Below are 25,175 nucleotides of genomic sequence, written 5' to 3' on the forward strand. Positions count from 1 at the left end.
AACAGACAGGTGAATTCGATGATCTTGAAATTAATTTTGAGTGATTTATATCGATATACAGGCAATCAAAAACTGAGTTCTTTCATTAAAAATTATTTTTTTAATCGAGGGTTTAATTTTTCTGTCTGGCTTAGAATCGCCAGTTCCAAAACCTGGCTTGCCAAGATTGCCTATCCTGTTTTTTATTATAAAAAGAAAAAATATGGCATTGATATTCATGTCAATACAAAAATTGGCTTTGGCTTATATATTGGTCATGGTGGACCATTGGTGGTAAGTCCAACGGCAACCATAGGTAATAATGTGAATTTGTCGCAATATACCACCATCGGTGCAAATTTAGGTCCGGCGGCGATGATTGGGGATAATGTCTATATCGGGCCGAATGTGTGTATTATTGAAAATGTTAAAATTGGCAATAATGTCACCATTGGTGCGGGCAGTGTAGTGACCAAAGACATCCCTGAAAATGCGACTGCTGCGGGTAATTATGCCAAGGTGCTTAATTTTGAACAGCCAGGAAAGTTTGTGAACAAAAGATATAAACTTTAAATGACTGGTTTTTAAAATAAAAAGAGCTCAAATCGAGCTCTTTTTATAAGATGGCAATACTAGGCGATTGCCATCTTATTTTTAATGATTGCCTTGAATCAGCAGGGTCAATTCATCGACATAATCCTGTATCGGTTCAGGATTCCTATCTGCACGGCTTTCAATATTTAAGCGCAGTAATGGCTCGGTATTGGAAGCGCGTACATTTAAACGCCATGCGCCAAAATCCAGGCTCACACCGTCTGTTCGATCAATGGCCGGATTTTGATCGGCATAGTGATCAAAAATCTTTTGAATGGTCGTTTGGGTATCTGCCACTTTGAAGTTGATTTCGCCTGAACATGGAAATTTTACAATCATTTCTTCTACCAGGGCGGACAACGGTTTTTGGGTTTCAGACAATACCGACACTGCTAACAGCCATGGAATCATGCCGCTATCGCAATAGGCAAAGTCACGAAAATAATGGTGTGCACTCATTTCTCCGCCATATACGGCATTATGCTCGCGCATTTTTTCTTTAATGAAAGAATGACCTGATTTAGACTGGATCGCTTCACCCTGGTATTGTTCAACAATGTCAAAAGTATTCCAGACCAGGCGCGGGTCATGCACAATTTTCTCACCCGATTGTTTCAGCAAGAATGCTTGGGCCAATAGCCCTACAATATAATAGCCTTCAATAAACTGGCCTTTTTCATCAAACAGGAAGCAACGGTCAAAGTCGCCATCCCATGCAAGCCCCATGTCAGCCCCATGCTCAATGACGGCTTGACGCGTGCTATCCCGGTTTTCAACCAGCAGCGGGTTGGGAATGCCATTCGGGAAGGTGCTATCAGCCTCATGGTGAATTTTAATAAATTCTACCGGTACATTCAGAACCTTGAATTTTTCTTCAATCGCATCAATCACATGACCAGCTGCACCATTACCGGCATTTACCACCAGTTTCATCGGTGCGATCTTGGAAGCTTCGATGTAAGTCATGAGATGATCTACAAATTCAGGCAGGATATTATATTTTTCGGTCGTCCCTTTTTGCTCAACCTCTTTAAAGACCCCTGATTCTGCCAAAAGCTGAATGTCTTTTAGACCGGTATCTGCACTGATTGGGCGGGCATTTTCACGCACCAGTTTCATGCCGTTGTAATCCATCGGATTATGACTGGCAGTCACTTCAATGCCGCCTTGAACATCGAGATGGAAGGCAGCAAAGTAGACTTCTTCCGTTCCCGTCATGCCTAAATCGAGTACCTTAACACCAGCATCATTTAAACCGCGAATAGTGGCCTGTTTCAGGCCTTCACTGCTCAAACGAATGTCACAACCGATGACCACTGTTTTAGGTTGATAGATCTGTCCATAAGCCCGGCCAATTTTATAGGCAATGTCTTCATTTAATTCTTCACCCAATTTTCCACGAATATCGTAGGCTTTAAAACAACTCAGCGTCATGTTTTTTACTCTTTCCTTTGCAAGAAAAAGGCCGGTTACCCAGCCTTATATCAGAATTTATTATTCAACTGTGACCGATTTTGCCAGGTTACGCGGCTGATCGACATCCGTTCCACGTAAGACTGCTACATGGTAAGACAGCAGTTGCACAGGAATACTGTAAACAATTGGCGCAAGGAGCGGGCTAATACCTGGGATATGAACCACATGCTGACGCTCTTTGCCTTTAATGCCGCTGTTTTCATCGGCAAAGACAAACAGCTCGCCACCACGAGCCTGAACTTCTTCCATATTGGATTTAAGTTTATCGAGCATGTTATCTTGCGGAGCAAGAATTACCACTGGCATGTCATTGTCTACCAGTGCTAATGGACCATGTTTCAGTTCACCAGCCGCATAACCTTCGGCATGAATATATGAAATTTCTTTCAGTTTCAATGCACCTTCAAGGGCAATCGGGAACTCGGTACCACGACCTAAAAACAGGCAGTGCTGTTTTTCTACAAACAGCTCAGATAAACGCAGAATATCTTTATCTTGCTGTAGGGTATCTAAGATGACTTTAGGCGTATGCCATAAATCAGTGGTAATGGCGGTAATTTGTTCAGCCGGGATGCTTTGCTTGACTTGACCGATTTTCAGTACCAACAGCATGAGTGCGGCAAGCTGGGTGGTAAATGCTTTGGTTGACGCAACGCCAATTTCAGGGCCAGCCAGGGTTAACAGGCTATGATTGGTTTCACGCACCATTGAAGAGGTAGCCACATTACAAATGGTCATGGTCGTAATGTTCAAACTTTTTGCAGCAGCGCGTTTTTGGGTATCGCGCAGCGCAGCCAGAGTATCCGCAGTTTCACCAGATTGAGAAATACACACATACAGTGTGTTATTGACAATCACAGGGGTGCGGTAACGGAATTCGCTGGCAATTTCCACCTGGCAAGGCAGGTCAATCAGTTGCTCAAACCAGTATTTTGCAATCATGCCGGCATGGTAACTGGTCCCGCAGGCAATAATTTGCACCTGCTGAATCTTTTCAAAATCCGCAACTGCATTTTTCAAGAAATCTTCGCGCAAATTGTTGCCATTCAATGCTTGGGAAATGGTTTGCTGAATGGCCTCTGGCTGCTCATAAATTTCTTTGAGCATGTAGTGCTTATATTCACCTTTAGATGCATTGCTGACTGTTGCATCCAGCTCTTTTACTGGACGATTCACCAATTGCCCATCCACAAACACTTCAATGCTATTACGTGTTAAACGTGCAATATCACCTTCTTCCAGATAAATAAAACGGTTGGTAATTGGAAGCAGGGCCAATTGATCCGAACTGATAAAGTTCTCGCCAATGCCGACACCAATAACCAAAGGTGAACCTTCACGAACGGTAATCAGCTCATTCGGATGATCGGTATGCACGATACCCAGTGCATAAGCCCCTTTGAGCTGAGGAACAACCTGTTGAACCGCTTCTAGAAGACTGGAAGTTGATTTCAATGCATCATTGACCAGATGTGCGACAACTTCGGTATCCGTTTGTGAAGTAAACACATAGCCCAGTGCTTCAAGATCATCTTTCAGTTCTTGATAGTTTTCAATAATGCCGTTATGCACCACAGCCACCGTACCAGAAACATGCGGGTGAGCATTATTTTCAGTCGGTTTGCCATGGGTTGCCCAGCGGGTATGGGCAATCCCCAGTGAACCTTGGATATTCGACTCATTCACTGCCTGTTCCAAGTTGATCACTTTACCCACACGGCGTTCGCGCAGGACATGACCGCCATTGATCAGCGCAACCCCAGCTGAATCATAGCCACGGTATTCCAGGCGCTTAAGACCTTCAATTAAAATATTGCTAATATTACGTTCTGCAACGCCACCGACAATTCCGCACATATTTATAATCCTCTTATTTTTTCAATTTTTGGGGGCGTTGATAGTTTTCTTTAGCCACTTGTTTTGATCGTTCAAAGGCCAAACTATTTTCTGCTACATCGCGTGTGATGACTGAACCTGCACCGACAGTGGCACCATTGCCAATACTGACCGGGGCAACCAGTGAACTGTTCGAGCCGATAAAGGCTGAATCACCAATAATGGTTTTAAATTTATTGGCACCATCATAATTACAGGTAATGGTACCGGCACCAATATTTGAACCTGCGCCGACTTCAGCATCACCTAAATAAGTAAAATGATTGGCTTTAGAGCCGAGGCCAATTGTGGAATTTTTCACTTCAACAAAGTTGCCAATATGCACTTCATTGGCAAGCTTGGCACCCGGGCGTAAACGGGCAAATGGTCCAATTTGCGTATCTTCACCGACTATTGCATTGTCGAAAATACTATAGGGTTGTACTTTGGTGCCTGAAGCAATCTTGGTATTCTTAATCACGCAACCCGCACCAATTTCAACATTGTCTCCGAGTTCGCAATCACCTTCGATGATCACGTTGATATCGATCCGCACATCTTGACCGACTGTAAGATTGCCACGCAGGTCAAAACGGCTTGGATCAATGATATGCACGCCTTGCTGCATCAGCAGTTTGGCCTGATAGGCCTGAAATTCACGTTCCAACGCTGCCAGCTGAACCCGGTCATTCACGCCTTCCACTTCAAAGGCACGTTCCGGTTCAACAGAAGCCACTTCAAGACCATCGGCAATCGCCATGGCCACGATGTCGGTCAGGTAATATTCGCCTTGGGCATTGTTGTTGCTTAATTTTGGTAACCATTGATGCAGTTTGGCATTACTGACACAGTAAATACCGGTATTGATTTCCTTGATTTGACGCTGTGCATCGTTTGCATCTTTATGCTCAACAATGGCTTGAATTTTATTGTTTTCACGTACGATACGGCCATAACCTGTAGCATTGGCCAGGGTTAATGTCACCAGACCAATTCCTGTTTCACGTGAAACAGCGAGCAGCTTTTCCAGGGTTTCTTGGCTAATGCAAGGGACATCACCGGAAAGAATGAGTGAAACACCATCAGTAGGTAGCACCGGTAAAGTCACTTTTACCGCATGACCGGTACCGAGCTGCTCGGCTTGTTCAACCCATTGTACATTTTCCTGTGCAAAAGCTTGTTGAACTAGATCACCACCATGTCCAAAAATGGTAATAATATTTTTGGCATTTAATTTTCTAGCAGTTTCAATGACATGGCCGAGTAGAGGGCGTCCTGCGAGCGGCTGCAATACTTTGGGTAAGCTCGAACGCATTCGAGTTCCTTTACCTGCAGCAAGAATAATCACAGAAGTTGACATAATACACCTTAAAAACTTGGCTTAAGCCATTGAAATGTTGAGGTACACGAGAATACAGATTGCGGCCCAAATGCCGGCAATAATATCGTCAAACATAATGCCGAAACCTCCACCGACTTGTCGGTCGATGACACGAATAGGCCAGGGTTTCCAGACATCAAATAAGCGGAACAGGACAAATCCGATGAGCACCCAAAGCCAGCTCATTTGTGCGAAGTAAATCAGGGGCAGGAAGGTAATCGATTGTCCTGCAAATTCATCCCAAACAATACGGCCATCGTCATGTACGCCCATTACTTTAGCGGTTTGCCCGCAAATATAAATGCCGATAAGTGACATTAAAACCATGGCAATAATGGAGTTGGTAAAGCCAATTGCAAGCCAGGCAGGAATAAACAGCAATGCAAAGGCCGAACCAAAAGTGCCCGGCGCTTTGGGTAACAACCCGGAACCAAATCCGACACCGCAAAAAACGATAAAGCGGTTGTACCAGGACATGTCTTTAAAATGAATCGCAGGTTTATGCAAAGTGTTGATATCCATGAAAATGCAGCGAATGATCTACGCCATTCTGCACAAAAGTTAACTCAGTTTTTTGGTCAATTTGTCCAATTTTGCTAATGTTGACATCTAATTGTTGTTGCAAAAGCTTTTCATAATTTTGCGGGCTTATTGTAAAGCATAACTCGTAGTCATCGCCACCCGCGAGGGCATATTGCCATTGCTGTTCTTGAGTTAAATTTTGTAAATCTGGACTGATCGGTAACTGGCTTAATTCCAGTATTGCACCCACTTTTGAGGCTTTTAAAATATGGCCTAAATCTTGTGCTAATCCATCAGACACATCTATCATGCTGGATGCCAGGCCTTTGAGTTGTTGTCCAAGCTGACAACGTGGCGTTGGATAATCCAGACGTTTTTGTAGCGAATGTCCTAAATTGTGCAAAGCAAATGCAGCATCACCGACTGTGCCAGAGACACAGACATAATCACCGACTTGTGCGCCTGAGCGTGTGATGGCTTTGCCGGTTTCTATCCAGCCAAGTGCAGTGACCGAAATGGTGAGATGAGGACTTTGCGTGGTATCACCGCCAATTAAACTCACCCCAAATTGATCGCAGCAATCATATAAACCCTGGCTAAAGCCTTTGAGCCAGTCATGATCAATTTGGGGTAGGCTCAATGCCAGTAAAATGCTGTGCGGTTTGGCACCCATGGCGGCAATGTCAGATAAATTGACTGCAACAGATTTCCAGCCGATGGCATGGGGATTTGTATCTAAGGGGAAATGTCGTCCAGCAACTAAAGTATCGGCACAGATGACCAGTTGTTGCTGTGGAGGAGGGGTGAGCAAGGCTGAGTCATCACCGACACCCAAATCGACCGACGCAGAAGTTTGTCGATTAAAATAAGTATCAATGATCGAGAACTCAGCCATACAACAAATCTACTTTATTTAGTTGGCTTGTTGCTTTTCTGCTGCACGCAAGGTTGTCGCTAAACGATCCAATACACCGTTGATGTATTTATGGCTGTCTGCACCGCCAAAATGTTTAGCCAGCTCGATTGCTTCATCTAAAACGACACGATATGGAATTTCAAGATGTTCTTTCAATTCATACGCACCCAGACGAAGAGTCGCGAGTTCAACGCCGTCAAGCGCACTAATTTCACGATCCAGCACAGGGATTAGGAGCGCATCCAATGCTTCATGATTGGCAACCACTTGAGTCAACAATTCATGATAATAGCCGAGATCCACTTTGTGCATGGCATTTTCCACACGTGTACGTGCTTCAATTTCATGTACCGGATTGTGGCTCATCTGCCATTCATAAATTCCTTGTACAGTAAAACGACGTGCTTTGCGTTTTGCTGCATAAGTTGCTTGAAGTGTTTGCGACATAGCGTTAAATAGCCTTTAACAAGTTAACCATTTCAATCGCAGTAAGAGCAGCTTCACTGCCTTTATTACCTGCTTTTGTACCCGAGCGTTCAATCGCCTGTTCAATACTATCCGTAGTCAATACACCATTAATGATCGGTAAGCCAGTGTCCAGGCCAACCACGCCTAAACCTTTGGCACATTCGCCAGCAACAAAATCGAAGTGCGGCGTGCTACCACGAATCACTGCGCCCAGGGCAATAATGGCATCAAAACGATCAGCAGCAGCCAGTTTCTTAGCCACTACCGGAAGTTCCCAAGCGCCAGGTGCATGAACAACAGTGATATTATCCTCTGATACACCATGACGTTTCAATGTATCAATTGCGCCTTCTAATAGATGTTCGACAACAAAACTATTAAAACGACCCACTAAAATCGCGTAACGGCCTTCGCTCGCGAGATGTAACATACCTTCAATACGGCGAACTGCCATAGCAACCTCGATGATTTCTTAAGTTGTTTGATGTGCAGTGATGTATTCCACCACTTCTAAGTTAAAACCTGATAACGCATTAAAACGTAATGGAGAGCTGAGCAATTTCATTTTCTCAACCCCTAAATCACGTAAAATCTGGGCACCGACACCAATGGTTTGGTATTGTTGAGACAGTGCAGCATTGGATTTGGCTGGTTTGGGTGTATTTAAACTTTCCAGTGCAGGGCCAAGGTCCGGTAGATGATGTTGGCCAATCCAGACTAAAACGCCACGCTCGCTAGAGGCAATTTCTTTCAGCGCCTTGTCGAGATTCCAGGCCGGTTCGCCATCTTGCTTGTTGATTTTCAGCAGGTCACGTACCGGGTTAAAGCCATGAACGCGAACGGTAGTGACCCCTTCTTTGGGTTCACCTTTGACCAAGGCTAAATGAATGTCCGGGTTACCAATTTCACGGTAACGGAACAGTTCGAAAGTTCCATATTCCGTATTTAAAGTCTGTTGATCCAGACGTTCAACCGTTTGTTCATTGGTCATGCGGTAATGGATTAAATCCGCAATAGTTCCGATTTTCAAACCATGCTTTTCAGCAAAAATTTCTAAATCTGGACGGCGCGCCATGGTGCCGTCTTCTTTAATAATTTCACAAATCACTGATGCAGGTTCAAGTCCTGCAAGACGGGCCAAGTCACAGCCTGCTTCAGTATGCCCGGCACGGTGCAATACGCCACCTGGCTGTGCCATCAACGGGAAAATATGACCCGGTTGTACAATATCCGCAGGTTTGGCATGCGCGGCCACAGCAGTCTGAATGGTATGAGCACGTTCAGCTGCTGAAATACCCGTTGTAATACCGTTGGCAGCTTCAATTGAGAGCGTAAAGTTAGTCCCGTGCTGTGCGCCGTTGGCATCCACCATGAGGGGAAGATTGAGCTGCTGACAACGGTCGCGGCTCAAGGTGAGACAAACCAGACCACGTGCATGTGTGATCATGAAGTTGATGTCTTCAGGACGTACGTGAGTCGCAGCAATGACGAGATCACCTTCATTTTCGCGGTCTTCATCATCCATCAGGATGACCATTTTTCCTGCACGGATATCTGCTACGAGCTCTTCAACGGTATTGAGCGGCATCAACCTTCACCTTCTTTTTGTCTCAAATGACATTTTGCTTGCATTGATTGTTGCATAGTCTACCGTTTTTTTACGATGTTTGCCTATGCTTATTGATTTCCATTCCTGGTTCATTGTTATACACAGAGCCTGAACGCTTGAAAAGAGGCCTTTATTTTAAAAAGCCGTGATTATGCTGAATCTTTAAGCAGTTGAAATACATAAATAATGACAAGCTTATGCAAAATGCTGCTGATTTATAGAGTTTTGTATGCGAATAGAAACCCCAACCTTGGCAAGAGTCACCGACATAAAATACACTAAATAACATAATTGGTATTTTAATAAACCCTATATATAACAGTTATATAGAGTTTTTATTTTGTGTGGTGTGATTTAAGGTAGGGTAGGGTACTTTGATTTTTGGTCACTAATTTATTGTGATAATCAACAATAATAACCAACATATACATGCTTAACCTAAAGGTGTTTTACTGACTGGTATAATTTTATGATGAGAGGGGTGTTGCCTGGGGCTACGGTTTCTGTTTTGCCTTTTGGCGTAAGACGTACAAATATAAGCTTTCTACTTTTTCACGTGCCCATGGTGTGGTACGCAAGAATCGCAATGATGATTTAACACTTGGGTCTATGCAAAAACATCTAATTTCAATTTTACGACTCAAGCCTTCAAAGCCACCATAGTAATCTAGCAACTCATCCAAAATGTCAGCAAGTTTTTTGCCGTGTAAAGGGTCGTTGGGGGTGTTCATAATAGATCAATCGTATTTTGGGTGGCCATTATTATAACCTTGGCTAGTTGGAAAACTAGAGAGTTGGAATGTAGGTAATGATGGACTGAATAGCCACCAAAATTCTGGAGCACCCCCAGCCATCGAGTGAGGCATCATATATATGACTCGGTAATCCCATTTGTTGTGTAGGAAAGTTTTTTCTTAATGGGTCACCTTTTTATGGAAGTAGGTAAGAGGAAAGCTCTAAACCTTTATGGATCGCTTCAGTACTGTACTCAAAGGAAATTAATGGTTGACCTGTGATTGCTGTTGAGAAGACCAGTGTATCCTAAAGCCAATATTCACCCCATCCATTGTAGTAAATATTAAGTTTTTTGAGCATGGGTTTATTTTCTTTTGATACGTTGGCGAGCCGTATTGCTCTCATAGCGAAGAATGTCATCTACACTGTTTAAATGAGGTTTGAAGAGTTCCTCTAATTCTTTTAATCGGCCTAGTACCATGGCAACGCGTATTAAATTTTCAAATGAAACATTTCGACCAGCTTCCAGATTAGATACTGTATTCACACTAATACCAGCACGTGTAGCGACATCTGCCTGAGTCATTTCCAGATAAAGTCGTTCTTTACGAAGCCTCTCACATAATAAAGTAACAACTTCTTTAGGTTTTCTGAATCTTAAATCCATAATATTGGGTCTTATGTTTATATATGACTATTAAGCCACAAAATAATGGAGTTATAAAATGTGTTGGTTGATCGGTGAAAAGGTGCTTTATTGGCTGATTAGATCCTATTAGATTAAAGAAGTCTAATTAGACATTTACAATCTATAGCAATAAAGAATCATTGCTGAGTAATTAAAATGATGACCATCTCCAATGACCCTTGGCATTTTCCACGTACAGAACTAGCTAAACAAATTTTGGGCATGCTTGAAACTGGGCTAGCTAGTTCTCTTACTTTTTTGCCCCGCGCAGAATGGGAAAAAGAATTTTTACGAAAAGATATTGCGCCCCTAGCAGAACAGCTTGGATGGCGCGTTTTTTATTTCAGTTTTTTAGATGCAGGCCTGCATAGTGAGGGGGCAGTTTGTAAAAGCTCTTGATGAGTTTTCAAAACAAAATGGCTATCGTGCCTGCATTTGAATACTAATTTAGTGAGCGATGCATCAGTTGTTTTTTCTTTCTGATGCTATCTCATCTTGCTTTCAACCTAAATTAATCTTTGTTGCACTTCGTCTGAGAATCTAAGAATATAAAAAACCACCGCAAGAGGTGGTTTTCTTCAGACTCAAAACATAAAGATATTACTCTGGGACGTATATCATCCGGCCATCACTCATTTGATAAGTCACTCCGGCTTTACTGCCTTCTCCCTCACCCATTTTCCCGGTTGATTCGTACTGCCTGATTTCCTTGCCATTCTTGTATGAAATTTTCATATTGGCTTCACCAGGATTTTGGACCACAATCACCTTGTCTTGCGAAAATGGATTCAATGGGTTTTGCACCACCAGCATCATCAAAATCACGCATAACACTAAAAACAAATCAATGAGATTGACTACTGACAGCATTGGATCATCACTTTCATCCTGTTCCATAAAACGCATCAGCTATCTCCCTGCAATTTTGTCAACCGAGTCAGTTCATAGTGTCGTAATTCTTCCAGCAGCCAACGACGACGTACCACCAAGATATAAAAACAAATGGAGGCAGATATGAGGGATAAAATCACTGACGAAAAAGCCACAACCATGTTTTGTCCTACCTGCTCCGACTGACCACTCGACAGTGCCAATAGGGCAGGCCCCATTGGAATCATGGTGGCAATCAGACCAAGCATCGGCGCGGTACGTGACACAATCCGCAACCATTCCAGACGTTTAATGATCCACAGTTCGAGATCATCACTACTGATTGGTGTTGTTTGACGATCTGCATAACGCGCCAACATGGACTGATAACGTGTCGTGTTTCTCAGCCATGCTTCAGTGATAAAGCTGCCCAAAGCACATAAGGCAAAAATCAGCATTAGTAAGATCAACAACATCACAGGCCATAAAAATAATTTAGAGGCATGATAAATCAGACTTTCGAGTTGTAAAATTTGCATAACCGACCTTAGCGTTGACGTTGTTGATAGATTTGATGCGCTGCACCAAATCCTAAAATCGTGAATAAAAATAAAAGGCCATAGTGCATGACATCTTGTTGTGGCTCTTTTGGCTTTTGTACGGCTTCTAAGGTTTGACCTTTGACTTTGACCGTGTTTGATACCGTTTCAGGAAGCGACTGTATTTTGGCTACATCCATCTGAAAATCGGTCTTTTTCATCAGTTGTTGTGTTGCTGTCTCCTGTTCGACAGATACTGGCGTATTCAGCCCCACACCTTGATGACGCATCGCTGTTGATGCCGCTACATGCGCTGGCACTTGCGATGCGGATACAGAAGCCACATGCTGATCAGTGTTCCAGGTTTGTGTTTCTGCTTCTGTCGAGTTGAGCGGCATCTGATGCAACTGTGCTTGCATAAATGCATCCACACGACGCGATGAATCGACATGATCCAAGCGCTTACGTAAAGTGTGAATACGTTCTGCGATTTCAGCTTTGGTTTCTTGATCCGCCTGCCAGTAATCTTGATGAATGGCTTCAGCCATACGATTTAACATTTGCAGCTGTGCACTGGGATGATGCTTTTCAAACCATTCATTGACACCCAACTGACGTTTATCCTGTACATAAGTGTCATATAAATCATCCCATTGATCCTTCCGGACCACAGCCGGGTCTGCCACATTCCATCCATATAAATTGTTCGTGGCATTTAACACTTCTAAAGTACCTGCATAACCTTCTTGTTGCATGGCCTTAATCCAGGTCGGATTTAAATAACGCGTGCGCATTTCATCAGACAAATAGGAGTTTAATAAGGTCACTTGCGCTTTATTCTGGCGTAAATCAGTTATCAGTAATTCTGGCGAAGCACCTTGAACTTGACGTACAGCCAGCGATAAACCACCCAAATATTCAAAAGGGTGATCGGTTGATAAGACGCCCTGTACATTAGATGAGCGCGACATGATCGCCATTTCCACACCTTTCAGGTTTTCGGCAAACATGTTGACAGGCAGCTGTTCTCCCCATGTCTGTTCACCATAGGCATATTGCAATCGATTTAAAAACGTACTGGCCAGCTGCTGTTCCTGATCCCATTGATCATCTGTTAAAATTTGCTGACTAAAACCCGAACCATATTCTCCCGGAGCATTGCTGAAAATGCGTAGGCGCGATAAAGACTGAGCCTGTTCGGGGGAAATGTGCTGTGCAATAAGGGCCTTTTCCAGTTGCTGGCTATGCGTATAAATTGGGTTGTCTGCTTCATCCAGTTGGGCAAGTTTGGACATGGCTTGTGCCAACAAACGGATAAAACCATCAAACTGGTCCCTGTAGACACTCGTGGCCTGTACCACCACATCCACCCGTGGACGCTGCAATGCTTCACGTGGAATAATCTCCAGTTGTACCAGTTTACCCGCATCATTCCAGACCGGCTTTAAACCCAAGGCGGCAAGGACCTGACCTTCAGAGACACCCAAATGGCGAATCGTTTCAGAAGACCATAAACTCACTGCAATTTTGGCAGGATATTTATCCGGATGTTTTTGTTGATATTGTTGAATCATCTGGCCAAAGGTTTCACTGCCCATGCTATAGGCAGATGGAGTAGGAATTTTACCGGCTTCAAAAGCATATAAATTCCGTCCACTGATCGTTTCGGGTTGGCGAATCGGATCACCGCCTGAGCCAGGAACGATAAAGCCGCCATTTAATGCCGTTAACAGGCTGCTCAGTTCCATCTCTGCACTCAAACGTTGATAATTTTCCTGAGCCGTCGTGATCCATTTTTTTAACTTGGCATTTAACTTCATCTGTTCAATTTCAGTATCCTGATCCGGATTGGCCAACACATGCTGCTTTAAGAAACGAAATGGCAGCGACTGTTGAATCGCGGCAACATCACGATTAAAAATTTCCTTCGGGTCATATTTTAGGTCCTGAATAAAATCTGCACCTAACTGTTGTAGTACAATTATCAAACGCTGCTCATCTTCTGCAGCTTGCCCAAACTGGTGTAAGCCCATCGGCACGGCCTGTCCTGCCAAAGCATGCAGATGATCATGCAACTGTGCATAAAAGGCTGGGAAATCTGCCTGCATTTGTGATTCGGATAAGCTTAAATCCTGAGCAATCCCACTTTTCAGGGTTTGTTGGATCAGCCGGTTTTGCGTGTCCTGTTTCACCATGCCATCATTCAGCTGTACATATTGATGAATAAGATCATGCAAATCACGCAGTTCATCATATAGACCTGAAGGTGCCAACGCTGCCGTTTGATGGCTAATGGTCACCGCACGTCCACGACGTTTGGCTTGTATTGCCTCTGCAAGATTGTCCTGGACATAAGGATAAAAAATCGGTAAATCGCCTGCCGTCAGATAACTATAATCATCGACTGACAAACCCTTATCCTTGCCCGGCAACCATTCTTGTGTGCCATGTGTTCCTAAATGAATCAGGGCATTGGCATGCTGTTGCAGATATAGATATGTGGCCAGATACAACGGGTCTGGAACTGAATCTTGGCGATGGTAATCTTTTCCCGAGCTTGAACGAGGTGGCTGTGGCAGAAGCATCACCTTACCGTATTGCACGCGTGGAATCGCGAAATACCATTGTCCCTTACGTTCGACTACGGCCCAGTGTTCTTGCAATCGTGCCAGAGTCGATGTTGTGGCGAGTTCTTGCTGACGGTCAGCAGGCAGTTGTGCCAGCCATGTCAGATAATCCTGGACTGGGAAATAGGCAAGCAGGTCCTGTGTGGCTAAATCTTTTAATTTTTCAGGTTGATTCAATCCTGCAAGGAGCTGTCTGGCATCGTGAATGATCTGTTGTTCACTCACCGTGTGGGTGTCATATCCGGCGTGTTGCAAGGCTGTCTGAATATTTTCCAGGCTTCGCGGAATATTCAAATTCGAGGCTGACAGATTTTGCTGCCCGTGCGGGTAGTTCCAAAACATCAGCGCAAGCTGCTTTTCTGCATTGGATAAATATTTCAGCCTGGCTTGTGCCTGGGTGCGCCGTAGTAAACTGCCAAGTTGCCCAGGCATCCAGCTTTCTTGACCATGCTCATGGATGGACAATACCGTCGGATCAGAAAACCCCCAGGTTTCCGGCAAACTTAAAAACACCGATGCCAGATGTGGTGGCACACCTGAGGTCGCGCTGTGCCAATCTTCCATGCTGCCATGAAAGGATAAGGCTTGAATCATGGGGGCATTGATTTTCTCAAGCTCTGCGACCAGTTGCTGACCATTTTGAATATGCGTCAAATTCACCATCGCCGTGATGGGCATGTCCTTAAAATATTCAGACAGTGTCGTTTTCGCTTTAGACTCACTCCACAACAGTACAACAGGCATCACGTGCTGCTGTTCAGTCAGCTCAATCAACTCATCAAGACGTGCTGTGGTTAAATTGGTTAGATTGCTTGGATGCATCACATACACCACACGTGTCTGTGCTTGAGTATGCTGTGTCTGATAGCTGTCATACCATGCCTGATAGGCTTTCACGCTGTCAAAAATCTGCTCGGCTTTGGAATGATAAATGGCGATGTCCGGCATTTTTTCAGCCTTTAAAGCCTTTTTTTCCCCGGTCGTGATCCAGCGCTGCAGGGATATAAATAATTGCTTAAAGTTGTTCATGCCACCACTCGCATATAAGTCAAGCAGTTTAAAACCGTACAGCATTGGAACTTTGTGAAACTTGGGTGCTCCACCGCCTACAATCATATAAGGACGCTTCTGCTGTTCAAGTCTTGCAAGTGCAGCGTCCTCGACCTGCTTACGGTCTGGTGGCCGAGGTACGTCTAAAATCACCATTTCGGCTTGCTGAATGGCCGACTCAAGCTGTTCCATTTTTTGCTCAACATTCATATGCTGAAGCTGGACACCTTGTTGTGCTGCCAGCGCTTTTAATTTTTCATACTTCTGTGCACTGACAAAATCATTATGCAGAATTAAAAGCTGTGTCTGTGCTGACTGCTGTGCCATGGCCGCTGTACTGAATCCAGCCCATAGACAGATCAGGCAAAAACAGAATTTCCCTAGAGAATACCCACGGAGTTGACCTGCGAGTAAATGCTGAAAGATCACCATGCTTAAAATCTCGCATTCAGGCCGAGGAAGTAGCGACGACCAGCATCGGTAGAACTGTGTAATTGATCAGGATCGAAACCGGTTTTCTCATCGGTAAAGTTTTCGATCCCTGCTTGTAGCTTGAGTTGATGGGTCAGCTGATAATCAGCATAGAGATGCCATAAGCTATAGCCTTTGCTATAAGGCTGATCCGCCGCCTGGAATTGGCGACTGCGGTAATGGTGACGTAACCGTGTGCTGAACTGGTCTGTGGCTTGCCAATTTAATGAAGTATTCCATTGATGCTTAGCGCGATCCGGTAAAGGCTGTTTACTGCTTTGATCTTGTGCATCTAGATAGGTGTAATTGGTTTCAAGATGCCATGCTGGTTCAAACTGGTAGGCCGCACGCCATTCCAGGCCTTGCAACCGGGCCTGAGCAATATTGACATAATCCAGACAGACCTTGCCCGCCACATCACAACGCGTGCGCCGTGCAGTTTCAATCAAGTCATCGACATCGTTTTGGAACCAGCCAAGTGAACTCTCAAACTCGCCATGATGAAAATGCAGTCCGATTTCATAAGCGGTGTTGGTTTCTGGCTGCAAGTCAGGATTGCCACGAATGATGCCACGTCCGCCCATTGCTGCATGCGACTCGAACTCAGCTGAAAGCTGTTTCAGTGTGGGGGCTTTAAACCCCCGGCCGATGCCGGATTTTAGGGTCCACTGTTCAGTTAAATCCAATGCGGCACTCAGTTTCGGGCTGAGTTCCCAACCAAATTTTTCATGCTCATCCCCACGCAAGCCCATACCTATTTTGAGGGGGTCACTGACTTGCCATGTGTCTTGCAGATAAATACCGTAATGCGTTGCACGATCTTTGTGTTGCTGATTCACGGTGGGGTCTTTTAACTGTTCGGAACGCAGTTCATTGCCGACAATAAACTGATGCTTGCCCTGTTCAAATTGCAACTGCATACTGGCAATTTGATCCGTCAGTTGCTGTGGTGAGGTCGTGTCTCCGCCATCGCTACGCCGGCTGTCACGTTTAAAGTCCGTTTGATACAGTTGTACAGTGCTTTTGCCCCAGTCCCATTCACCTAAATGCTTCAACCCGACACGACGACGCTCAATATCATCATTAACCTGATAATACTGACCGCGTGTTCCACTGCGCAGATCTTGACGCTGTTCTTCAGCATAGTCCGTAAAAATTTCTATCTGCTGTGCAGGGTTTAATTGCCAGAATAGTCCCACATGGGCTTGGGAATTTTTTTGCTGGTCTTGTAGATATACTTGATGCTGTGCAGGATCATGCAAAGCATCGCGCTGACGGTATTCGCCCCAAAGACTGATGCCTAAACGGTCTTGAATCAGTGGCCCTGCAAGGTAAGCACTACTTTTAAACAGATCACCTCCCAAGTCGCTTTCATTCCATACCGACTGCAGACTTGCTGAACCTTGCCATTCATCAAGCGGTTTTCGAGTAATTACATTGACCACCCCGCCCAAAGCTTCAGAGCCATACAATGACGACATGGGGCCTCGCACCACTTCGACTTGCTGGATTACCTCAGCGGGAATCCAGTTGAGTTCGGCATCCGAATGGGCCACCGCAGACGAAGATGAATTAATGCGCTGACCATCGACCAGATAAAGGGTATGTTCTGGATTCATACCGCGAATAGAAATACCTTTTCGATTTAAGCCGAGTCCTTGACTTTGAATCCCGACTCGGTCGTCCAATGCATCCGATAGATCTCGTACAAAACGATTTCTAAGGCTATTGCCATCAACGACATCAATACTTGCAAGTGCTTCATGGATATTTTCTGGTTGGGCCGATGCCGTAACCACAATGGTGTTCATACTGTGAATGGGATGCTCCGCTGCTACATCTTCAGCGGCAAAGGTGCTGTGTTGAACACATAACAGTCCGGCACCTAAAATAAAAATACGCATATTGTCTTATTGGGTTTTCATCTATTTCCATAAAATGTTATGTTATAACATAATAAAATGTAAATGATTTTATACGCTTTTCTGCATTCATGGTCAAAATGGATACAATTGTTAGAAGTAAAGGACTTTGTTGCACAAACAAAGGCACTGTTGTACATAACAACGAAGGGTAAGCTAAAGGGGTGGCCTATAAATCCCTTCGACGGCCTAATGCCAGTCAGTTAAGAGATTGACTGGCATTTTTTTGGATATTTCTGTGGTTTTCCTTTCACAACTCGTGGGTAGTTTCTACTTCTTCTTTCCGGTAAAACATACCTTTTAGATTTTTCCATCAAACTTTCTAGATGTTTAGGCAAATTGCCTGCGGAGGCCAAAGAATCAAATCTCAATAGGTTAAGGATAGCAATAGAGGTAATATGAAAGCTCATTCTCAAAGGACTGACTTTTGCACGTTGAGCCATATATAGCTAAATACCAAATAAATTATCACAATGTTTTTGAATAATTCATCAATGTCTTTTATTCGCAAATTATTTTTAAACCAGAAAATGGTAGTTATGAAATCGAGGATGCTCTTTTCAAAGAATGGATTATGGATGAAGCATAATTTTGAAAACTCACTTGGATAAAAATAATACTTTACTACTATAATAAGTATATAATAGGCAAAACTGCCTATACTTTACTATTTAAATAGAATTATGAATGATTTTTGCTCTATCCAAATATTTCTGAATAATCAATGGATCGATTGTGCCACTATTGAAGTAATAGGTGAAAAAGCTAAAGGTTGGAAAGCTAGCTGCGGAACATATTATTCAATGGATTATGCAATTGAACATATGGGGTTACGAGATGGTCATGCTGTTTCAAACCATTATCCGATTAATTTAGAAAGCAATATTGAGCCTACGTGGCCAGCTTTTCTAATTGATCTATTACCTCAAGGATATGGTCGAAAAGAATTATTAAAAAAACTTGGCCGCCCTGAGTATGAAGAAGAGTCAGCAGATTGGCCATTGCTTAAAGTAGGAGCGAGCAATCCTATTGGTAACTTAAGAATAAAAGAAGCTCATGAATGGCTTTTAACTCAATATTCAGATCAGTTAGTACAAGGATTTTCAATACAGGAAATTATTGAACGTAGTGAAGAGTTTCTTGAGTCATTATCATCTTTTGGACTATTTATCTCTGGATCATCTGGCGTTCAAGGCGAGTGGCCAAAACTATTACTCACACAAGGCCATGATGAGTTATTTTATCTTGATCATACGTTACCTGATGAAATGGCTAAACAGCACTGGTTGGTTAAATTTAGCCGAGGAACAGATCAATGTCTGAACAAAATTTTGAATCAAGAACCCTTATATATGCAAATAGCAGCATATTTAGGATTGCGAGTGTTTAGACCGCTAGAATTACATGGAAGAACTTTATTTATTCCACGTTTTGATCGGCAAGTGGTGAATAACCGTGTTGAAAGAATAGCTCAAGAAAGTTTAGCTTCTTTTAGTGGAAAAGCGGGCTTCGGAGTAAAAATGTCTCATAACGAAGTCTGCAAAATTATAATGAATTGCTGTACGGATCCAGAAACAGAAATTCTTGAATATGTAAAAAGAGATTTAGCCAATATCGCTTTAGGAAATAAAGATAATCATACCCGTAATACAGCATTTCAAAGGTTTAACAATGGCGATATTCGATTAACGCCTTTATTTGATTTTGCCCCTATGTGGTTACATCCAGATGGAATCGCAAGATCTACTCGATGGGAAAAAGACGATAACAACTGGGCTTCAATTGCCCATCAGATTGTAGAATGCAGTTCTTTAACCATAGAACAAATAAAATCTTTATTTTCTGAACAGTTACCTTTGTATCAAGGGCTTTTAACCCAGATGAAATCTATCGGGATAGATGATGAAATTCTAGAAAATTGTGCATATCGCATTGAAGGTATTTGCGCACAATTAAAGGAGATTTGTTATGGATAAACGTTTTATTCCCCTCTCTCAAATAGAGCAAATTAGAAAAAGACAATATGTTTTAGAAATGATTAAGCTTAATCCAGACTGGCCGATACATGTCATTGCAAAATTCATTAGAACAGAGCTGCATCTGACATTACATGAAATGTCCAAGATCACTAAAATTTCGCTTCAAACTTTACAGAAACTAGAGCGATCAGATGCAAATCCAACTCTAGAAACAATGCTAAAACTTTTGACCCCATTTGGTTTAAAATTAACTGTTGTGAAGAAATGATCACTTTCTATCAGGATATTTTCGATCTCAATGAACTGTTTAACTTCTCGAATTTGATTGTCTTTATTCACAATATTCCTATTGAGTGAGTCGAATCTGTGCTCAGGTTGAGCAGTTCGGCTACTGTTCTGAAATGACAGCTTTGTCCGTTATAATTGTATAAACATTTTTAGTGTCTGGTAATTATGTCCTCATTGATCAATTTTCTATCTCGCTTTAGTACTGCAACTCTTCAGCGCAGCCAGAGCTATGCTAAACACATTGATAGGAAAACGATTGAGTTCTTTGAGGAAAAAGACGGGGTTACGATGTATGCCCAAATTGAAGGAACAGATTATTACGATACCGCAATTACCTATAATCCCCAAAAAGACCGTTTAATCGATGATGACTGCACTTGTCCAGTTGGATATAACTGTAAACATGCTGCTGCTTTAGCGCGGTTATTCTTTCAAGAATATCGTCAGGAATTTCAACAGCGTTATGCTGAATCTCAATCTCCGCAGGGAATCGCAAAACGCCAATGGGGGGATGATCAGGCGCAGCGCTGGTTGAATGATTTTAAACGGTATTTACAACAGACTGAACCAGAGCAATCTGTCGAAACAAACAATTATTTAATTTACCTTCTAGATCAGTCGGTCAGCTTAAAGAAATTGACAGTTGATGTTCAGAAGGCTAGACGCAATAAAAACGGCTCAATTGCAGGGGAAAGTTATTATACCCAATATGAAAATATCACCAGAAAGCATCTGACTTTACCTGAACAAAAACGACAATTATTTAACCAGATTTATTATTACGCCAAAATAAACAGCGACGAACGCTTTTATCAAAGCAATCTTGATATCTCCAGCATTTTATTGGAGCATTTCAAATCTTTTATTCAAAGTGGCGATGTGTACTGGAAAAAAAAGAGCCATGCTGCACTTCAATGGTCAGAACAAGGCTATCACATCGAACTGATCTGGCAACAAGGTGTAAACAAACAGACAGAGCATTTAAACATTGAATTGGTCAATGGTGATATTCGACTCGATTTAAAATCAAATCCTCATATTCATATTCTCGCGAGCCATCCACCATGTTATGTGGATATTCAACAGAACACGGTGGGCCAGTTATATGGTGAATATACGGCAAATCTTCTGTACCATTTTTTACAGATGCCTGATCTTCCAGCTAAGCTCTTGCCAGAGTTTGAGAAACTGACTCATCAATATTCAGAGGTGAAAAAAATGCCTCAGCCCGAGTCTATTCAGCATATTGATGTCCTTGAGGGAAGTCCCCAGCCAATTTTACGCTTCGGTGTTTTAAATAAATTTGATTGGAAATGGGAAGAGTCTGTTTGTGCTGAAATTGAATTCTCCTATGCAGGCGGGCGAATTAAAGCAGGTACATCAGGTGACAGTTTTATTGGTGAACAGCATGGCAAAATGGTGCGACAGCTTCGGGACTTAGTTCAGGAACAACAGTCAATCCAGCGTTTACAGCTATTGGTCGAATCACTGAAGTGGGTGAAAGATCTTAGTTATGACCAGCAATTAAAACTGGATAAACAACGTCTTGATTCTATGGTTTTTGCTTTCTATGGAGACTGGATCAAACAGCTGATGCCCATCAATCAAATTGAGTTGATGGGCTGGCAGATAGAGCATCTGGAAAACAGCCCCTTTAACCTGCAATATGTTGAAAATTTAAATATTTCCATCACTGAATCTGAAGGCCAGCAGGACTGGTTCAATATCGGGGCGACGGTTCAAGACAGTGCAGGCAATTCTTATAATTTGCTTGATGCGCTCGTAGCTTTGGTGCGAGTAAATCCTGATTTACTTGATCCGCGGACTTTTATTCATCTGCATGACAGTCAAATTTTCACCGTAAAAACTGCAGTTGATCAACCTGATTTGGCTCTATCTGCTAGGGATATTAAGCCGATATTGTTGCATCTGCAGAGCATTTTACAGCAAGAAGAGCGCAGTATTGATCGCTATGATGCGAGTCAATTATTAGAATTGCAGCATAATCTTGGGATGACATGGCAGGTCAGTGATCGCCTGCAGCAATTTGTACAGAAATTCAAACAAGGCTATCAGCAACAACTGCCGACACCACAAGGTTTTCAGGGGGAGTTGCGTCCATACCAGCAGCAGGGCTTAGGCTGGTTACAGTTTTTAAGGGAAACCCAGCATGGCGGGATTCTGGCAGATGATATGGGCTTGGGGAAAACAGCACAAACTTTAGCCCATTTACTCATGGAAAAGCAGGCTGGGTATTTGCAGGACAGTCCCGCCTTAATTGTTGCACCCACATCGCTGATGCATAACTGGTTCAAAGAAGCGGAGAAATTTACCCCTGAGCTCAAGGTATTGCTGCTACAGGGGCCCGACCGCCATCAGAATTTTGAGCAGATTCCGCACTATGATATTGTGTTAACCACCTATCCGCTTCTAGCGAGAGATGAAGAACAACTAAAGCAATATGAATATCATCAACTCATTTTGGATGAGGCGCAGAATATCAAAAATCCGCGTGCCAAAGCTGCACAGGTAGTACGCCAATTAAAAGCACGACATCGTTTGTGTCTAACAGGTACCCCGATGGAAAATCATTTGGGTGAACTGTGGGCACTATTTTATTTCCTGATGCCAGGATTTTTATATTCACAAGAAATTTTTAATAAAAAGTACCGTCATCCGATTGAAAAACGCGGTGATCAGCAGTTAAGGCAAAAGCTGGTCAACCGGATTAAGCCCTTCATTTTACGTCGCTTGAAAACTGATGTAGCCAAAGAATTGCCAGAAAAAACTACGATTGAAGTCAATATTGATATGAATGACCAGCAATCCAAGTTATATGAGGCTGTTCGTGCCACGATGCAGGAAAATATTCAGAAAATTGTGGCAGAAAAAGGCTTTAAACGTAGTCAAATTCAAATTTTAGATGCCTTACTGAAGCTACGTCAGGTGTGCTGCCATCCTAGCTTACTAAAGCTGGATTCAGTGAAAACCGGGCAGGCACACTCTGCCAAACTTGAACAGTTGATGGATATGGTCGTTCCAATGGTGGAGGAGGGGCGAAAAATTCTGATCTTCTCTCAGTTTACCTCAATGTTGGAACTGATTGAGCAACAGCTCCATCACGCAGAAATTGGCTATGTGAAGCTGACTGGAAAGACCAAAAAGCGAGATGAAGTCATTACAGCATTTCAGTCTGGACAAGTGCCAGTATTTTTAATCAGTCTGAAAGCAGGAGGGGTCGGTCTGAATCTAACTGCCGCAGATACGGTCATTCACTATGATCCATGGTGGAACCCTGCTGCTGAAGATCAAGCTTCAGATCGTGCATGGCGGATTGGACAGGACAAGCCAGTATTTGTGTATAAGCTGATTACCAATAAAAGCATAGAAGAAAAAATTCTTGCCTTACAGCAAAATAAAGCAGAACTGGCACAGTCTATTCTAAGTACCGATCATGAGGGCGAAGCGAAACTGACGGAAAATGACGTGATGAACTTGTTTGAGAAATTTTAGTTTGGTTTCAGATTACCCTAATCATCTGTAAGTATCTGAAAGTCTGGATGCAATTTTTTCCAATGTTCTCTTAATTTTTCTTTATGAACAGAAATCATAGGTAAGTCTAGTAATAGCACTGGCCATACTGACCGTGCTTTGTCCATGATCGCGTGAAGTTGTTTTTCAATAACACGCCATGGAACACCGACTTTTTCAGCCCATTGTTCAAAGTGTTTCATCTCAGCTAAATACCAATCTTTATTTTTGGTAAGATTCAATGCGAAATGACGTTCATTTTCAACATATACACTAGTCATCAATATATCGTATGCGGGAGATAATCTTGGTGTTCTTTTGTCCTGATAAATCATACTCCAGTTTTTTAAGTGTGCATCTCCATTGGCGAGCAAAATGTTGACAAGTAAGCGGCTAGCAAATTGCTGAATATCAAAAATTTTGTTATCTGAAAATTGATAAATGATCTTTCCTATCTGCTCATAATTTGTGGTGCTGTATTTCTGATGTGGATATGCGCCGAAGATCTGAGCAAAATCTTCGATGTGAATAAGCTCTGTAGTATCAGCAGTACTCTGTCTATCAAATCTTTTGATTGCGAAAGCATATTGCTCTTGGGGTAAATTTAATGGTGGAAGGTCTTGTAAAAGGGCCATATCCACCAAGCGAATCTCAGGGACATCTATTCCGACCGTTTTGGCAAGGGTCATCATAGAATATTCATTTAGCGGAACAAAAGCATGTCTGGAAGAAGGAGTTTTGATAATCCAGTCCCCGAGTAGAGTCGTTTCCGTTGCCTGTGCTAGTGTAAAACGCCCATCTTTGGCTTTCATGGAAAACTTCATTTGGACGCCGGCCAAGGAAAACTTATTATCTGTTCGAATCTCTTGCTTTAAAATTTGATCTGGATTCGAGATCTGCAGTTTGAATTTTATTTCATCTGGAATTTCTTCTGGATCTAATGGAGTCGCAATGAGTGCTCCAGGTAAATCATGACCTAAATCTGCCAATAACTGAAATTCATTGTCTATATGTACTTTGAGGCTTTGTGCAATCAGTTCACGTAATGCCCCTTCTGGTAGCAAGTTTGATAGCAAGGGGTGTAAGCGCTGATGTGTAACATAGGTCTTTTCTAAAATTTTATCCGCTTGAGGATACAAGGGGGAAGTTAGCAGGCTCAAGGTCGGACGTTGCTGATCAAAGCGGAAAGAATCTGTAAAAACCAGAATATTTTTTCCGCTCTGAAATCCTGCCAAGTATCCAACGACAGCGTGATGTAATGTTAATTTCAGGACGGCAACAGTATTCATGGTTCCTCTTCTCCGAGAAGACCCTTCCATGGGTTTGTCATTAAGTCATCCTCATCTTCAATAGTGACTTTAATTTCATCATTCAATAATTGTCTGATCAAATGAACCTTATCATCAGGGATGAGCATCAGTTGAGCATTTAATCCTGCTGCGATAATTTCTAAGGTCTCTAATCGAGGATTCCCCTGACTTTCCAGTTTTTGGTACTGCTGTCTTGAAATGCCTGTACGTGATTGCATATCAATTTGCTTTAAACCCAATAGGGTTCGTCTTTTTTTGATTTGCTGAAGTAAAGATTCACTCATTGTAGACATATTTATTGCTTTTAGGTGTTATAGGAAATATATTAATTTCTTTTTTTTAAAA

Annotated in this window: 21 protein-coding genes and 2 pseudogenes; 5 read left to right on the plus strand and 18 right to left on the minus strand. The window is 42.7% G+C overall.

Annotation, left to right across the window (positions count from 1 at the left end; all coding sequences use genetic code 11):
- Window positions 1-18 precede the first annotated feature (18 nt).
- A complete protein-coding gene (locus FTT87_RS03235; protein ID WP_180174363.1) occupies window positions 19-552 on the plus strand; it encodes a serine O-acetyltransferase in 534 nt (177 codons plus the stop codon).
- Window positions 553-633: 81 nt separating this feature from the next.
- Here FTT87_RS03235 and FTT87_RS03240 read toward each other — a convergent pair whose 3' ends face one another.
- The 11 genes and pseudogenes from FTT87_RS03240 to FTT87_RS03285 all read right to left on the minus strand — a co-directional run bounded on the left by FTT87_RS03240 (window position 634) and on the right by FTT87_RS03285 (window position 10,222).
- Window positions 634-2,007: a phosphomannomutase CpsG gene (locus FTT87_RS03240; RefSeq protein ID WP_180174364.1), complete on the minus strand. Its 1,374-nt coding sequence runs from the start codon at window positions 2,005-2,007 to the stop codon at window positions 634-636.
- A 60-nt stretch (window positions 2,008-2,067) separates the two neighbouring features.
- Complete coding sequence (glmS, locus tag FTT87_RS03245; protein WP_180174365.1) at window positions 2,068-3,906, minus strand: glutamine--fructose-6-phosphate transaminase (isomerizing); 1,839 nt, start codon at window positions 3,904-3,906, stop codon at window positions 2,068-2,070.
- Between the two features lie 13 nt (window positions 3,907-3,919).
- Window positions 3,920-5,284: a bifunctional UDP-N-acetylglucosamine diphosphorylase/glucosamine-1-phosphate N-acetyltransferase GlmU gene (glmU, locus tag FTT87_RS03250; protein ID WP_180174366.1), complete on the minus strand. Its 1,365-nt coding sequence runs from the start codon at window positions 5,282-5,284 to the stop codon at window positions 3,920-3,922.
- A 21-nt stretch (window positions 5,285-5,305) separates the two neighbouring features.
- A complete protein-coding gene (locus FTT87_RS03255) occupies window positions 5,306-5,827 on the minus strand; it encodes a phosphatidylglycerophosphatase A (RefSeq protein ID WP_180042643.1) in 522 nt (173 codons plus the stop codon).
- Window positions 5,805-6,722, minus strand: coding sequence for a thiamine-phosphate kinase (gene thiL / locus FTT87_RS03260; RefSeq protein ID WP_180174367.1), 918 nt, complete (start codon window positions 6,720-6,722; stop codon window positions 5,805-5,807). The genes FTT87_RS03255 and thiL overlap by 23 nt, the downstream gene beginning before the upstream one ends.
- A gap of 18 nt (window positions 6,723-6,740) precedes the next feature.
- Window positions 6,741-7,190, minus strand: a complete 450-nt coding sequence (gene nusB / locus FTT87_RS03265) for a transcription antitermination factor NusB (protein ID WP_086196721.1) — start codon at window positions 7,188-7,190, stop codon at window positions 6,741-6,743.
- A gap of 4 nt (window positions 7,191-7,194) precedes the next feature.
- Window positions 7,195-7,665, minus strand: coding sequence for a 6,7-dimethyl-8-ribityllumazine synthase (gene ribE / locus FTT87_RS03270; protein ID WP_086196720.1), 471 nt, complete (start codon window positions 7,663-7,665; stop codon window positions 7,195-7,197).
- Window positions 7,666-7,683: 18 nt separating this feature from the next.
- Window positions 7,684-8,799, minus strand: coding sequence for a bifunctional 3,4-dihydroxy-2-butanone-4-phosphate synthase/GTP cyclohydrolase II (ribBA, locus tag FTT87_RS03275; RefSeq protein ID WP_166169799.1), 1,116 nt, complete (start codon window positions 8,797-8,799; stop codon window positions 7,684-7,686).
- A 515-nt stretch (window positions 8,800-9,314) separates the two neighbouring features.
- Entirely contained in the window at window positions 9,315-9,551 is a 237-nt protein-coding gene (locus FTT87_RS03280) for a VF530 family DNA-binding protein (RefSeq protein ID WP_005173763.1), read from the minus strand.
- Window positions 9,552-9,663: 112 nt separating this feature from the next.
- A pseudogene (locus tag FTT87_RS16150) lies at window positions 9,664-9,855 on the minus strand (type II toxin-antitoxin system HipA family toxin); the annotation flags it as partial.
- Between the two features lie 64 nt (window positions 9,856-9,919).
- Window positions 9,920-10,222, minus strand: coding sequence for a helix-turn-helix transcriptional regulator (locus FTT87_RS03285; RefSeq protein WP_180174368.1), 303 nt, complete (start codon window positions 10,220-10,222; stop codon window positions 9,920-9,922).
- Window positions 10,223-10,399: 177 nt separating this feature from the next.
- Between FTT87_RS03285 and FTT87_RS03290 the strand changes: the two genes are divergently transcribed.
- Window positions 10,400-10,642 carry a hypothetical protein gene (locus FTT87_RS03290; RefSeq protein WP_180082152.1) on the plus strand — a complete coding sequence of 81 codons (243 nt, stop codon included), beginning with the start codon at window positions 10,400-10,402 and terminating at the stop codon, window positions 10,640-10,642.
- A gap of 201 nt (window positions 10,643-10,843) precedes the next feature.
- On the opposite strand, the gene FTT87_RS03295 is transcribed toward FTT87_RS03290, so the two are convergent.
- The 5 genes and pseudogenes from FTT87_RS03295 to FTT87_RS03315 form a co-directional block, all read right to left on the minus strand.
- Complete coding sequence (locus FTT87_RS03295; protein WP_180082151.1) at window positions 10,844-11,149, minus strand: DUF2149 domain-containing protein; 306 nt, start codon at window positions 11,147-11,149, stop codon at window positions 10,844-10,846.
- Window positions 11,149-11,652 carry a MotA/TolQ/ExbB proton channel family protein gene (locus FTT87_RS03300; protein WP_180082150.1) on the minus strand — a complete coding sequence of 168 codons (504 nt, stop codon included), beginning with the start codon at window positions 11,650-11,652 and terminating at the stop codon, window positions 11,149-11,151. The genes FTT87_RS03295 and FTT87_RS03300 overlap by 1 nt, the downstream gene beginning before the upstream one ends.
- An 8-nt stretch (window positions 11,653-11,660) precedes the next feature.
- Window positions 11,661-15,761, minus strand: a complete 4,101-nt coding sequence (gene cobN / locus FTT87_RS03305; protein WP_180174369.1) for a cobaltochelatase subunit CobN — start codon at window positions 15,759-15,761, stop codon at window positions 11,661-11,663.
- A 2-nt stretch (window positions 15,762-15,763) separates the two neighbouring features.
- Window positions 15,764-17,704, minus strand: a complete 1,941-nt coding sequence (locus FTT87_RS03310) for a TonB-dependent siderophore receptor (protein ID WP_180082148.1) — start codon at window positions 17,702-17,704, stop codon at window positions 15,764-15,766.
- A 221-nt stretch (window positions 17,705-17,925) separates the two neighbouring features.
- Window positions 17,926-18,168, minus strand: a pseudogene (locus FTT87_RS03315) (DDE transposase); the annotation flags it as partial.
- Between the two features lie 237 nt (window positions 18,169-18,405).
- On the opposite strand from FTT87_RS03315, the gene FTT87_RS03320 reads away from it, so the two are divergent.
- The 3 genes from FTT87_RS03320 to FTT87_RS03330 all read left to right on the plus strand — a co-directional run bounded on the left by FTT87_RS03320 (window position 18,406) and on the right by FTT87_RS03330 (window position 23,502).
- Window positions 18,406-19,698, plus strand: coding sequence for a type II toxin-antitoxin system HipA family toxin (locus FTT87_RS03320; RefSeq protein ID WP_180082147.1), 1,293 nt, complete (start codon window positions 18,406-18,408; stop codon window positions 19,696-19,698).
- Window positions 19,691-19,969: a helix-turn-helix domain-containing protein gene (locus FTT87_RS03325; protein WP_180082146.1), complete on the plus strand. Its 279-nt coding sequence runs from the start codon at window positions 19,691-19,693 to the stop codon at window positions 19,967-19,969. Before FTT87_RS03320 ends, FTT87_RS03325 begins: the two co-directional genes overlap by 8 nt.
- Window positions 19,970-20,154: 185 nt before the next feature.
- On the plus strand, window positions 20,155-23,502 hold the full coding sequence (locus tag FTT87_RS03330) for a DEAD/DEAH box helicase (protein WP_180082145.1): 3,348 nt from the start codon (window positions 20,155-20,157) through the stop codon (window positions 23,500-23,502).
- A 17-nt stretch (window positions 23,503-23,519) separates the two neighbouring features.
- Here the strand turns inward: FTT87_RS03330 and FTT87_RS03335 are convergent, their stop codons facing one another.
- Together FTT87_RS03335 and FTT87_RS03340 are read right to left on the minus strand one after the other, a co-directional pair.
- On the minus strand, window positions 23,520-24,809 hold the full coding sequence (locus FTT87_RS03335; RefSeq protein WP_180174370.1) for a type II toxin-antitoxin system HipA family toxin: 1,290 nt from the start codon (window positions 24,807-24,809) through the stop codon (window positions 23,520-23,522).
- On the minus strand, window positions 24,806-25,114 hold the full coding sequence (locus FTT87_RS03340) for a helix-turn-helix transcriptional regulator (protein ID WP_180174385.1): 309 nt from the start codon (window positions 25,112-25,114) through the stop codon (window positions 24,806-24,808). Before FTT87_RS03340 ends, FTT87_RS03335 begins: the two co-directional genes overlap by 4 nt.
- Window positions 25,115-25,175: the final 61 nt, after the last annotated feature.

It is taken from the genome of Acinetobacter sp. YH01022 (genome assembly GCF_013420235.1).
Taxonomy (GTDB): Bacteria; Pseudomonadota; Gammaproteobacteria; order Pseudomonadales; family Moraxellaceae; genus Acinetobacter.